This window comes from Streptomyces sp. NPDC043908, from assembly GCF_056435525.1.
Genome location: NZ_JBWKEI010000030.1, coordinates 17,967 through 30,073 on the forward strand (window position 1 = coordinate 17,967; position 12,107 = coordinate 30,073).

Genomic DNA, 12,107 nt, shown 5'->3' on the forward strand with positions numbered 1-12,107 from the left:
CGCTGATATCAATCACGGCTCACGATCCGGCGTTGGCGTTGGCAAGGACGACGGCGACGAGCGCCAAGACGGCGGAGCCCGCGAGCAGCGCGCTGAGATAGGTCTGCACATTGCCGGTCTGGGCCTTGCGGACGGCCCGGCCCAGCCAGCGCGGCACGGCGCCCGCGCCCTGTACGTAGGTGTCGACGACCTCGCGGTCCAGGAAGCGGACCAGGGATGCGGCGGCGAGCACGGGGCGGACGAACAGCGTCCGGTAGACCGCGTCGAGGTGGAAGCCGGTGGCCGCGTGGCGGTGCAGCGGGCCCAGCAGCAGCCGGCCCGGGTCGGCCGGGTCCTGCGCCGAGGCGATGTCGCCGTAGGCCGGTTCGTGGCTGGCGATGGCCTCCTCCTCGACAAGGCCTCCGTCCGCCTCCGGGTGGGCGGCGACCGCGCCGATCGGGGTGCGCGCGGCGAGGGCGCTGGTGTGCCGCCAGGTGGCGTACGTGACGAGTCCGCCGACCAGGGCGACCCCGGTGGAGAGCACCGAGGTGGTCAGGGCCGGGGTGAGGGCGTGCCCGTCGAACCAGTCGTCGAGGTAGCCGGTGGTCAGACCGAAGGCGAGCGACGGGACGGCCAGCACCCACAGCACGGCGTTCATGGCGATGGGCTGGCGGCCGTGGTCGGGGGCCGGGGCGCCCTTGCCGCGGAAGGCCATCAGCCACAGACGGGCGGCGTACGCGGCGGTGAGCAGGGCGGTGAGCAGCCCGGCGATCAGCACGATCCAGCCGGCGCCCTGCGGGGCGATGGCGCTGTCGCCGACCGCGGTGTGCTCGGCGGCCGACAGGACGGCTTCCTTGGAGAAGAAGCCGGCGAAGGGAGGGATCGCGGAGAGCGCGAGCAGGGCGACGGTCATCGTCCAGTACGCGTCGGGGATGCGCCGGGCGAGGCCGTCCATGCGGGACATGGCGGACAGCGAGTTGGTGCCGGCCGCGTGGATGATCACGCCGGCGGCGAGGAACAGCAGCGCCTTGAAGGCGCCGTGCGACAGGAGGTGGAAGACGGCGGCGCCGCGGTCGCCGACGGCCAGGGCGCCGGACATGTAACCGAGCTGACCGATCGTGGAGTACGCGAGGACGCGCTTGATGTCGTCCTGGGCGAGGGCGGCCAGGGCGGAGCCGACCATCGTGACGGCGGCCATCACGGCGAGGACGGTCAGCGCGGCCGCCGAGGACGCGAAGACCGGGAGGAGCCGGGCCACGAAGTAGACGCCGGCGGCGACCATCGTCGCGGCGTGGATCAGCGCGGAGACGGGGGTCGGGCCCGCCATCGCGTCGGGCAGCCAGGTGTGCAGGGGGAACTGCGCGGACTTGCCCGCCACTCCGGCGAGGAGCAGCAGCGCGATCAGCGTGGGGTGGTCGATCCCGCCGGTGAGGGCGGCCTGGACGACCCCGGTGATCCGGAACGTACCGGCGTCGGTGGCCAGCGCGAACAGACCGATGAGGAAGGGGACGTCACCGAGCTTGGTGACCAGGAAGGCCTTCAGGGAGGCGGCTCGGGCCTCGGGGGTCTCCCAGTAGTGGCCGACCAGGAAGTACGAGCAGATGCCCATGATCTCCCAGCCGACCAGCAGCACCATCAGGTCGCCGGAGTAGACGACGAGCAGCATCGCGGAGGTGAAGAGGGAGACGAGAGCGGCGTACGAGGGGTAGCGCGGGTCGTCGCGCAGGTAGCCGGTCGAGTACAGCTGCACGCAGGTCGCCACCAGGCCAACCAGCACGGCGACCAGGACGGCGAAGCCGTCGAGGTGCAGGGCGAGGTCGATGGGGACGGATCCGGTCGGGGTGAGGCGCCGGGAGGCGTCGATCGACTTGCCGCCGCCCTGGTCCACGGCGACGACGACGGCCAGGACGAACGCGGCCAGCGTCGGCAGCACGGCCAGCGGGCGTACGTAACCGGGGGCGGTGCGGCCCAGCAGGAGTCCGGCGGCCGCGCCCAGGAACGGAAGGAGGGGGACGAGGACGGCGAGGGTCGTGGTGGTCACGCGGCTGCCTCAGCCTTCTGTGCCGGGGCGGCGGGGTCGTCGGGACCGGAGCCCTCGGCGCTGTCGCGGAGCTTGTCGATGTCCGCGGTGCCCCGGTTGCGGTACACCGCCAGGACGATCGCCAGGCCGATGCCGATCTCGGCGGCGGCGATGGCGATGGTGAACAGGGTCAGCGCCTGGCCGGCGTGGAGGGTGTCGCGCAGCCAGACGTCGAAGGCGACGAGGTTGAGGTTGACGGCGTTGAGCATCAGCTCGACGGACATCAGGACGAGGATCGCGTTGCGGCGCGCGAGCACTCCGTACACCCCGGTGCAGAACAGGAGGATCGCCAGCACGGCCGGATAGATCAGGTGCATCAGCGCTGCTCCTTGTCTCCGCGGGCGCTCCCGCGGGCGTTCCCGGGGGCGTTCCCGGCGGCACCGCTCGCGTCGCCGTTCTTGCGGGACATGACGATCGCGCCGACCAGGGCGGCGAGAAGGAGGACGGAGAGCGCTTCGAACGGCAGCACCCAGTGGCGGAACAGGATCGTGCCGGAGACCTTGGTCGAGCCCTGGCCGGGGCCGTCGAGGTTGACCCAGGTCGTACGGAAGGCGTCCACGACGACCCAGAGCAGGGAGCAGGCGGCGGCCAGGGCGACGAGGAGGGCGACCCACCGGTTGCCCGAGTCGGCGTCCGGGGAGCGGCCGATCGGCGCCCTGGTGAGCATCAGTCCGAACAGGAGGAGGACGACGACGGAACCGACGTAGATCAGTACCTGCACCCAGGCGATGAACTCCGCGGTGAGCAGGAGGTACTCGACGGCGATGCCACCGAGGGCCACGACCAGCCAGAGGGCGGCGTGGACCAGCTGCTTGGTCGTGACCGTGAGGATGGCGGCGCCGAAGGTGACCAGGCCGACGAGGAGGAACGCGATCTCGACGCCGGTCGGGGAGAGGAAGCTGTGGTGCACCGGGTGGTGACCGCCCGCGAGGAGCATCATGCCGGGCCCTCCTCGGTGTCGGGGGTGGGGTCGGTGGCGGGGGTGCCGGGCGCGGGCGGGGTGCCGGGCGTGACCCGAGTGCCGGGCGTTGCCGGAGTGCCGGGCGTTGCCGGAGTGCCAGGCGTGGCCGAAGCAACCCCGGCGGCTCCGGTGGCCCCGGCGGACCCGGTGGCCCCGGCGGACCCGGTGGCTGTTGCGGACTCCGCTGCTTCTGCCGCCGCGAGCTTCTCGGCTGCCTTGCGGGCCGCGGCGATCTCCTTCGGCTCCTCGGCCGCCGGGTCGAGGGCGGGCGGGGCCGGGACGGTCCACATCCAGTCGCGGAGCTTGTCGCGCTCGTGGGTGAGCTCGTGGATGTCCGTCTCCGCGTACTCGAACTCGGGCGACCAGAACAGCGCGTCGAAAGGACACACCTCGATGCAGATACCGCAGTACATGCAGAGGGAGAAGTCGATGGCGAAGCGGTCGAGGACGTTGCGGCTGCGCTCGCGGCCCCCGGGGGCGGCGGCCGGGATCGTCTCCTTGTGGGAGTCGATGTAGATGCACCAGTCGGGGCACTCACGGGCGCAGAGCATGCAGACCGTGCAGTTCTCCTCGAACAGGCCGATCACTCCGCGGCTGCGGGGCGGGAGTTCGGGCTGGGCGTCCGGGTACTGCGCGGTGACCGTCTTCTTGGTCATCGTGCGGAGGGTCACGGCGAGGCCCTTGGCCAGGCCGGACCCCGGGATGCGGGGCCGGGCGGGCGGGAGCGGCGCAGCCATCAGTTGATCGCCACCTTCACGATGCCGGTGAGCGCGATCTGCGCGAGAGCGAGCGGGATGAGCGTGGTCCAGGCGAGCTTCTGGAGCTGGTCCTCGCGGAGCCGGGGATAGCTGACGCGGAGCCAGATGACGACGAAGGCGAGGAGCGCGGTCTTGAGGAGCGTCCACACCCAGCCGAGCCCCTCCGCGCCGAAGGGGCCGTGCCAGCCGCCCAGGAACAGGACGGCGGTGAGGCCGCACAGGACGACGATCCCGGCGTACTCGGCGAGGAGGAAGAGGGCGAAGCGCAGGCCCGTGTACTCGGTGTACGCGCCGAAGATGATCTCGGAGTCGGCGACGGGCATGTCGAAGGGCGGGCGCTGGAGTTCGGCGAGGCCGGCGGTGAAGAAGACCAGGGCGCCGATGATCTGCCAGGGCAGCCACCACCACTCGAAGGCATGGAGGATGCCGGGGAGGGAGACCGTACCGGCCGCCATCGCCACGGAGGCGGCGGCGAGCAGCATCGGCAGCTCGTACGCGAGGAGCTGGGCGGCGGTGCGCAGTCCGCCGAGGAGGGAGAACTTGTTCGCCGAGGCCCAGCCGGCCATGAGCGAGCCGAGTACGCCGACGCCCATGACGGCGAGGACGAAGAAGATGCCCGCGTCGACCACCTGGCCGACGGCGCCCTCGCCCGGGCCGATGGGGATCGCGACCAGGACGAGGAGGTACGGGAGCAGGGCGACGGCGGGGGCGAGCTGGAAGACGCGGCGGTCGGCGTCGGCCGGGACCACGTCCTCCTTCTGCGCGAACTTCACGCCGTCCGCGACGAGCTGGGCCCAGCCGTGGAAGCCGCCGGCGTACATGGGGCCGAGGCGGCCCTGCATATGGGCCATGACCTTGTGCTCGGTCTGCCCGATGACGAGGGGCAGGACGAGGAACACGGCGAAGACGACGAGGAGCCGGAGGGCGACGTCGAGTGCGTCGTTCACGCGGGTTCGCCTCCGGCGGGGGTGTCGGACTCAGGGTCGCGGGCGGGATCGGGGCCGAGGCCGGGATCGGCGTCGGCGTCGGTGTCGGCGTCGAGGTCGGACTTCGTACCGGTCCTGGGTTCGGTCGTCGGGCGCGCGGTGGGGTCGGCGTCCGGGGTGCCTTCCGGCGAGCCGGGTCCGGTGCCGGTCTCCCGCTCCGCGGGCGGCTCCGACTCCGACCGCCGCTGCGGCTGCGGCGGCTGCTCCGACTCCGACTGCTGCTCCGACTGCGGCTGCTGCTCCGACTGCGGCTCGGCCGGGGGTGTCGGGGCCGTGCGGTCCGGCGCGGCCGGGGTCGCGGGCGCGTCGTCGAACGCCGGGCGCGGGTTGTTCCACGGGGCGTCCGTGCTGCGGGTACGCGGCGGCGCGGCGGCGTCCGGCCGAGCGGGCGGCTGGGCTTGGGACGCCGAGCCCTCCGACGCGCTGCGGGCGCGGCGCGGGCGGCCGGGCGGGGCCTCCGGGGCCGAAGCACCGGCCTCCGCGGCCGGGGCGCTGGTTTCCGGGGTCTCCGTCGCGGGGGAAGCCTGCGAGGCCGAGCCCTCCGACGCGCTGCGGGCGCGGCGCGGGCGGACGGGCGGGGCCTCCGGGGCCGGGGCGGCGGTCTCCGGGGTCTCCGTCGCGGGGGAAGCCTGGGACGCCGAGCCCTGGGACGCGCTGCGGGCGCGGCGTACGGGTGGGGTCGTGCCCTCGGCCGTCGCGGGGGCGGTCGTCTGGGACGCGGAGCCCTCCGTGACCGTACGGGTGCGGCGGACCGGGCGGTCGCCGGCGGCGCGCGGGGTGCGGGCGGGGGCGGGCGGGAGCTGGCCCTTCAGGGGGCCCCACTCGTTCGGGTCGGGGACGCCCGGCGGGAGCATCTGGCGGCGCTTGGGGCCGCCGTGCTCCGACTCGCCCGGCTCCTTCGCGCCCGGCCACGCCTTGGCGACCCGCGCCGCGAGGACGAAGTCCTTGCGCAGGGGGTGGCCCTCGAAGCCCTCGGGGAGGAGGAGGGGGACCAGGTTCGGGTGACCCTCGAAGGTGACGCCGAACATCTCGTGCGTCTCGCGCTCGTGCCAGGCGGCGCCCGCGTACACGTCCACGGCGGAGGCCAGGACGGGGGCGGTGTGCGGCACGGTCGTACGGACGAGGAGGCGGCGGACGCGGCGGTCCGCGAGGGAGACGACGTGCGCGCAGACGCGGAAGCCGGTGCCCGGCTCGTCGACGGCGCTGAGCCAGTCGAAGTACGTGCAGCCCAGCGTGGTGCGGGCGGTCTCCAGCGCAGCGGTCCAGGAGGCGGCGGGGACGTCCACGGTGAGCAGGCCGTACGCCTGCTCGGCGGTGGCCTCCTCGCCGAAGATCTCCGTGACGGCCTCGGGCAGACGGTCGTACGCGGTGGTGGTCACTGCGCGGCCCCCGGGGTCGGCGTGTCACCCTCGGCAGCCCCACCGGCCTGGCCAGTCCCACCGGTCCCGCTGGTCCCACCGGACTCAGCAGATCCAGTCCCAGCAGGGGCAGTCCCAGCAGACCCAGCAGCCCCGCCGATGGAACCGGCGCCCGCCGCCCCCGAAGCCCCCGACGCCCCCGGGGCTTCCGGGGCCCTCACCAGCCCGCTCGTCAGCTGCGCCGGGGATGCCTGCGTGGCGTAGCGCTCGCTCAGGGACTCGCGGGCGATCTTCTCCTGGAGCTTGAGGATGCCCTGGAGGAGCGCCTCGGGACGCGGCGGGCAGCCAGGGACGTAGACGTCGACCGGGATGATCTGGTCGACGCCCTTGGTCACCGAGTACGAGTCCCAGTAGGGGCCGCCGCAGTTGGAGCAGGCGCCGAAGGAGATGACGTACTTCGGCTCGGGCATCTGCTCGTACAGCCGCTTCACCGCCGGGGCCATCTTGTCCGTCACCGTGCCGGAGACGATCATGAGGTCGGCCTGGCGCGGGCCCGGCGCGAAGGGGATCACGCCGAGCCGGATGAAGTCGTGGCGGGCCATCGAGGCCGCGATGAACTCGATGGCGCAGCAGGCGAGTCCGAAGTTGAACACCCAGAGGCTGTAACGGCGGCCCCAGTTGAGGACCACCTTCATCGGCTCGGGTGCCAGGCGCGAGAGCACGCCCAGGCGCTGGCCCCGCACGGCCGACGCCCCGGCGGGCGCCGCCACGGGCACCGGGGCGCCGTTTTCGGCCACGGTCGGCGTGGGCAGGAACCGGGGGACCGGAGTCGTCACGTCCATTCGAGGACGCCCTTCTTCCATGCGTAGAGCAGTCCCACGGCCAGGAAGCCGAGGAAGATGAACATCTCGACCAGCGTGGCCGCGCCGAATCCGGGGGCGGCGAAGACCGTCGCCCACGGGAAGAGGAAGATCGAGTCGACGGCGAAGATCACGTAGAGGAAGGCGTAGACGTAGTAGCGCACTTGGGTGTGCGCCCAGCCCTCGCCGACGGGATCCACTCCGCATTCGTACGTGAGCAGCTTCTCCGGCGTCGGGACCACCGGCCGCAGCAGACGTCCGGCCCCGAAGGCCACGGCGACGAAGAGCACGCCGACGACGGCGAGCAGTCCGACGACCGAATAGCTGTGGAAGTAGTCCGCGGACAGCTGGCGTACGGTCGGTTCCGGCACGTCCGCCCCTCGCTTCCTGACCTCGTTGCAGTCTGTTCGACGATCTGTACGCACGGGAGTCTAGGCCCTGCTAAGGACGGCGTAAGCAGGTGTCTCACGCAGGTTGCACACCTGCCGCCCGGGCGGAGGCGTCCGGAAGCGCGCGGTCCTGGTGTCCGGAGGACGACCGGGCGATGACGGGAACACGACCCGGGGCGCGCCCCCCGCACGCGGGCGCGCGCGACCCCGCGCCTGCCCGGACCACCTCGGGGGTGGGGTTTTCCCCAGGCGAAACCGGCGTACGGACCCCATGGCGCCGGGCCCCCCGGCCCGGCAGGCTTGCCTCATGACCAGCACCTTCCCGTACGGCAAGCCGCAGAACGAGCCGTACCACGAGCCGTACGCCGAGCCGTACGACGACGAGAGGCTGCCGCCCGCGCGGTTCGCCTACGACCGGCAGACGTGGAAGGAGATCACGCACCTCCTCACCAATCTGCCGATGGCGCTCATCGGCTTCGTGTACGTGGTGGTGCTGGTCTTCACCGGCGCCGGGCTCTCCGTCACGGTGATCGGCCTGCCGCTGCTCGCGGTCGGGCTGGTCGGCGCCCGCCAGCTGGGCAAGCTGGAACGCGCGCGGGCGCGCGCGCTGCTCGGCGTACGGATCGAGGAACCCACCCCGATCCCGGCGCGGGCGCTGCGCCGGGGGGCGCGCGGTGGGGCGATGCGCTGGCTGTGGACGAGCCTGAAGGACCCGGTGGGCTGGCGGAACGTGCTGTACGAGTTCATCCGGCTGCCGTGGGGCGTGCTGACCTTCGCCGTGACGACGGTCAGCCTCTTCGTGGCGTGGCCGGTCCTCGGGTTCGTCGCCCGGGTGCTCACCAACGCCGACCGGGCCATGGTGCGGGGGCTGCTGTCGCCCTCGGACGAGCTGGAGAAGCGGATCGCCGAGCTGGAGTCGGACCGCGGAGTCGTCGTGGACACGGCGGCGGCGGATCTGCGCCGGATCGAACGCGATCTGCACGACGGCGCCCAGGCCCGGCTGGTCGCCCTCGCCATGGGGCTCGGCCTCGCCAAGGAGAAGCTCCTGGAGGGCCAGGCCGACGAGACGGTGGCGGCGATGGTCGACGAGGCGCACGGCGAGGTCAAGCTCGCCCTCCAGGAGCTGCGCGACCTGGCCCGCGGCATCCACCCGGCGGTCCTCACCGACCGCGGTCTGGACGCCGCCCTGTCGTCGGTCGCCTCACGGTGCACGGTGCCGGTGCGGGTGACCGTGGACGTACGGGAGCGGCCCGCGGCGGCGATCGAGGGCATCGCGTACTTCACCGTCTCCGAGCTGCTCCAGAACATCAGCAAGCACAGCGGCGCGCGTACGGCCTCGGTGGAGGTGTGGCGGTCGGGCGACCGGCTGCTCATCCAGGTCGAGGACGACGGGCGCGGGGGCGCGCGGATCGACGGCGGTACGGGCATGGCGGGGCTCGCCGAGCGGCTGGGCGCGGTGGACGGGCTGTTCGTGCTCGACTCCCCCGTGGGCGGCCCGACCGTCGTGACGGCGGAGCTGCCGTGGAGGGCCCGGGGGCCGAAGGAGTAGGGGGCGGGCCGGGCGGCGCGCGCGTCGGTGGGCGTACGCGCCGGTCGGCGTACGCGTCGGTCGGCGTACGCGTCGGGCGGGGCGGTCCGCGGGAAGCCGTTCACGGTCTGCGGGCCGGTCGGCCGTGCGGCGTTCCGTGCGGCGTTCCGCGCCTGCTCGCCGGTCGGTCGCGCGGCCGTTCTCGGCCCTGGGGCCCGTGGGGCGCCGTGGGGTAGGGAAAACCCCCCGTTCGAGACGGTGACCCGCTCCATGGTCCGTCGTGGCCGTGGCCAGCAGACTCGTACGTACGAGAACGCGACCACACCCCACCGCGCGGCGACGCGCGCACCGGTGACATCGCGTACGGCAGTGAAACGAAACGGATGGACCGATGATCATGGAGACGGAGTACGGGCGGCGGCCTGCGCGGCAGCACTTCCTTCCGCCGGCGCTGCGCGCGCCGCTGGAGGCCCGGACGTTCCGTGAGTTCGGCTATCTGCTGCTCAGCCTGCCGATCAGCATCGTCATGTTCACCTGGGGCATCGTGATGCTGTCCCTGAGCGCCGGGCTGCTGGTGACGTTCCTCGGCATCCCGCTGCTCGCGGTCGGCCTGATCGTCTGCCGGGCCTTCGGCGCGATGGAGCGCGGCCGGGCGCGGATGCTGCTCGGCGTGGACGTGCCGGCGCCGCAGCCCGTACGGGCCAGGAGCGGAATGGCGTGGGTCGGGGCGGTCCTCAAGAGCGGGGTGTCGTGGCGTCACCTGCTGTACTCGGTACTGCACTTCCCCTGGGCGGTCTTCGCCTTCGTCGTCTCGCTGACGCTGTGGGTGAACGGGTGGGGCCTGCTGACGTACCCGCTGTGGCAGTGGGTGTTCCCCACGTATGTCGGGCAGGACGGCATCCAGCTGTACGGGGACGGGACGCACGACTTCTATCTGGACTCGCCGTTCGAGATGACTCTGACCGTGCTGGTCGGGCTGGTCCTCACCCTGGCCGTGCCGTGGATCATCCGGGGCTTCGCGTACGTGGACCGGGGGCTGCTCTTCGGGCTGCTCGGGCCGTCGCGGCTGGAGGAGCGCGTGGTGGAGCTGGAGTCCGACCGGGGCGTGGTCGTGGACGCCTCCGCGGCTGACCTGCGGCGCATCGAGCGGGATCTGCACGACGGGGCGCAGGCGCGGCTGGTCGCCCTCGCCATGGATCTGGGGCTGGCCAAGGAGAAGCTGACCGAGGATCCGCAGGCGGCGGCGCGGATGGTGGACTCGGCGCACGGTGAGGTGAAGGTGGCGCTCCAGGAGCTGCGCGACCTGGCCCGGGGCATCCACCCCGCGGTCCTGACCGACCGCGGTCTGGACGCGGCCCTGTCCTCGGTCGCCTCCCGGTGCACGGTGCCGGTGCACGTCGAGGTGGATCTGCCGGGGCGGCCGGTGCCGGCGATCGAGGGGATCGCGTACTTCACCGTCTCGGAGCTGCTCCAGAACGTGAGCAAGCACAGTGGGGCGAGCCGGGCGGGCGTCGATGTGTGGCTGGCGCAGGACCGGCTGATGGTGCAGGTCACGGACAACGGGCGGGGCGGGGCGTCGGTGTCCGGCGGGTCCGGGCTGGCGGGGCTCGCGGAGCGGCTGGACGCGGTGGACGGGATTCTGGTGGTGGATTCGCCTCGTGGGGGGCCCACGGCGGTGACGGCGGAGTTGCCGTGGCGGGCGTAGCCCGTACCGAGGGGGGTGGGTGGCTCCTCCCCGGCCCTTCCCCCAACCCTCCGGGGGCGCGTCCCCAGGTTTCCGGGGGTGCGCCCCCGGGGCTCCGTAGCGGGGGCCGCGCCCCCTGCACCCCTGCGCCGCCTCGTTTCGCGTGAGTCCGCGGGACGGTGGGACCTGTTCGCGCAGTTCCCCGCGCCCCTGAGGGGGCTGCCGCAGCCCACGAGTCCCGCTCGGGCCCGAGTCCCCGGGCGCAAAGACTGCGCGCCCTGCCCAGCGCCGCCCCGTACACACACCCCGCCCCCCGATTCCCCCCGGGCCGGTCCGGATGCTGGGATGCTGGACGTGCGCACCGCCGTTCGGTGGGTGCGGTCGAGCACTATTCAGCCGGGGGGCTGCAGATCGTGGAGGACAGAGTGCGGGTCGTCATCGCCGAGGATTCGGTACTGCTTCGGGAGGGGCTGACCCGTCTGCTGACCGACCGGGGGCACGACGTCGTCGCCGGGGTCGGCGACGGAGACGCGCTGGTCAAGACCGTCGGCGAGCTCGCCGACCAGAACGCGCTGCCGGACGTGGTCGTCGCGGACGTACGGATGCCGCCGACCCACACCGACGAGGGCGTGCGCGCCGCGGTGCTGCTGCGCAAGCTGTACCCCGACATCGGGGTACTCGTGCTGTCGCAGTACGTGGAGGAGCAGTACGCCACCGAACTTCTGGCCGGTTCCAGCCGCGGTGTCGGTTATCTGCTCAAGGACCGCGTCGCCGAGGTGAGGGAGTTCGTGGACGCCGTCGTCAGGGTCGCCCAGGGCGGCACCGCCCTGGATCCCGAGGTGGTGGCCCAGCTGCTCGGCCGCAGCCGCAAGCAGGACGTCCTGGCCGGGCTCACGCCGCGCGAGCGCGAGGTCCTCGGCCTGATGGCCGAGGGGCGTACCAACAACGCGATCGCGAAACAGCTGGTCGTGAGCGACGGCGCCGTCGAGAAGCACGTGAGCAACATCTTCCTGAAACTGGGTCTCTCCCCAAGTGACGGCGACCACCGCCGGGTACTCGCGGTGCTGACCTATCTCAATTCCTGAACACCTGACACCCTGTCAGATCAAACGGGCGGGGTGACGGGCCTACAACCAAAGACCGAGCGAGGGGCGTCTCAGCAGACGGAGCCGGGGGGCGACTGAAATATGACAAACCGGGGCATTGGACCATCTTACGAGGGCGTCCAGGATGGACTGAATCCAGGGAAGGCGACCCTTACCGACGTAGGGTGGACTTTGGAGCGACCGGTTCTCCGGGCGCGCCCGAGCAGCCCGTCCCAGGGAGGTCCAGTTCAGTGACCAGCCAGGTCAGTACGTCAGCCGAGCAGGCAGACGGGGCCGAAGAGGCCGTCGTCGGCGAGCAGCGCAAACCCGGGGGCCGAAAAGAGGTCAAGCGCCTCGATCGGGTGGTCATTCGTTTTGCGGGTGATTCGGGTGATGGTATGCAGCTCACGGGTGACCGGTTCACGTCGGAGACTGCTTC

At 72.5% G+C, this 12,107-nt stretch carries 12 protein-coding genes; 4 read left to right on the top strand and 8 right to left on the bottom strand.

Translation table 11 applies throughout. The features are described 5' to 3' along the window. Positions 1–19 precede the first annotated feature (19 nt). From AC069K_RS35235 to AC069K_RS35270, 8 genes are read right to left on the bottom strand one after another with little or no spacing between them, the layout of a single operon-like run. Entirely contained in the window at positions 20–2,020 is a 2,001-nt protein-coding gene (locus tag AC069K_RS35235) for an NADH-quinone oxidoreductase subunit 5 family protein (RefSeq protein WP_478622855.1), read from the bottom strand. Continuing rightward, positions 2,017–2,376 carry an NADH-quinone oxidoreductase subunit NuoK gene (gene nuoK / locus AC069K_RS35240; RefSeq protein ID WP_358834925.1) on the bottom strand — a complete coding sequence of 120 codons (360 nt, stop codon included), beginning with the start codon at positions 2,374–2,376 and terminating at the stop codon, positions 2,017–2,019. The genes AC069K_RS35235 and nuoK overlap by 4 nt, the downstream gene beginning before the upstream one ends. After that, positions 2,376–2,999, bottom strand: coding sequence for an NADH-quinone oxidoreductase subunit J family protein (locus tag AC069K_RS35245; RefSeq protein ID WP_478622857.1), 624 nt, complete (start codon positions 2,997–2,999; stop codon positions 2,376–2,378). The genes nuoK and AC069K_RS35245 overlap by 1 nt, the downstream gene beginning before the upstream one ends. Beyond that, entirely contained in the window at positions 2,996–3,757 is a 762-nt protein-coding gene (locus tag AC069K_RS35250) for a NuoI/complex I 23 kDa subunit family protein (RefSeq protein WP_478622859.1), read from the bottom strand. Before AC069K_RS35250 ends, AC069K_RS35245 begins: the two co-directional genes overlap by 4 nt. Then, the gene (locus AC069K_RS35255) at positions 3,757–4,725 is read right to left on the bottom strand and encodes a complex I subunit 1/NuoH family protein (RefSeq protein ID WP_478622861.1); all 969 of its coding nucleotides are present in this window, start codon (positions 4,723–4,725) and stop codon (positions 3,757–3,759) included. The genes AC069K_RS35250 and AC069K_RS35255 overlap by 1 nt, the downstream gene beginning before the upstream one ends. Continuing rightward, positions 4,722–6,143 carry an NADH-quinone oxidoreductase subunit C gene (locus AC069K_RS35260; RefSeq protein ID WP_478622863.1) on the bottom strand — a complete coding sequence of 474 codons (1,422 nt, stop codon included), beginning with the start codon at positions 6,141–6,143 and terminating at the stop codon, positions 4,722–4,724. Before AC069K_RS35260 ends, AC069K_RS35255 begins: the two co-directional genes overlap by 4 nt. Next, positions 6,140–6,964 carry an NADH-quinone oxidoreductase subunit B gene (locus AC069K_RS35265; RefSeq protein WP_478622865.1) on the bottom strand — a complete coding sequence of 275 codons (825 nt, stop codon included), beginning with the start codon at positions 6,962–6,964 and terminating at the stop codon, positions 6,140–6,142. The genes AC069K_RS35260 and AC069K_RS35265 overlap by 4 nt, the downstream gene beginning before the upstream one ends. After that, the gene (locus tag AC069K_RS35270; protein WP_190092168.1) at positions 6,955–7,353 is read right to left on the bottom strand and encodes an NADH-quinone oxidoreductase subunit A; all 399 of its coding nucleotides are present in this window, start codon (positions 7,351–7,353) and stop codon (positions 6,955–6,957) included. The genes AC069K_RS35265 and AC069K_RS35270 overlap by 10 nt, the downstream gene beginning before the upstream one ends. Before the next feature lie 325 nt (positions 7,354–7,678). Here AC069K_RS35270 and AC069K_RS35275 point away from each other — a divergent pair, with 325 nt between their 5' ends. From AC069K_RS35275 to AC069K_RS35290, 4 genes are all read left to right on the top strand, one after another. Then, entirely contained in the window at positions 7,679–8,920 is a 1,242-nt protein-coding gene (locus AC069K_RS35275; protein ID WP_365113506.1) for a sensor histidine kinase, read from the top strand. Between the two features lie 376 nt (positions 8,921–9,296). Next, positions 9,297–10,604 (top strand): sensor histidine kinase, encoded by a 1,308-nt coding sequence (locus AC069K_RS35280; protein WP_478622873.1) that lies wholly within the window; start codon positions 9,297–9,299, stop codon positions 10,602–10,604. Positions 10,605–11,008: 404 nt separating this feature from the next. After that, positions 11,009–11,668, top strand: coding sequence for a response regulator transcription factor (locus AC069K_RS35285; RefSeq protein ID WP_365113514.1), 660 nt, complete (start codon positions 11,009–11,011; stop codon positions 11,666–11,668). A gap of 251 nt (positions 11,669–11,919) precedes the next feature. Then, the coding region (locus AC069K_RS35290) for a hypothetical protein (RefSeq protein WP_478622868.1) at positions 11,920–12,107 on the top strand (188 nt) is incomplete at its 3' end.

Bases quoted from the DNA above. Each gene is read 5' to 3' on its own strand.
- AC069K_RS35280 (WP_478622873.1), top strand. From the start codon at position 9,297: ATGGAGACGGAGTACGGGCGGCGGCCTGCGCGGCAGCACTTCCTTCCG.
- AC069K_RS35265 (WP_478622865.1), bottom strand. From the start codon at position 6,964: ATGGACGTGACGACTCCGGTCCCCCGGTTCCTGCCCACGCCGACCGTG.
- AC069K_RS35275 (WP_365113506.1), top strand. From the start codon at position 7,679: ATGACCAGCACCTTCCCGTACGGCAAGCCGCAGAACGAGCCGTACCAC.
- AC069K_RS35250 (WP_478622859.1), bottom strand. From the start codon at position 3,757: ATGGCTGCGCCGCTCCCGCCCGCCCGGCCCCGCATCCCGGGGTCCGGC.
- AC069K_RS35245 (WP_478622857.1), bottom strand. From the start codon at position 2,999: ATGATGCTCCTCGCGGGCGGTCACCACCCGGTGCACCACAGCTTCCTC.
- nuoK (WP_358834925.1), bottom strand. From the start codon at position 2,376: ATGCACCTGATCTATCCGGCCGTGCTGGCGATCCTCCTGTTCTGCACC.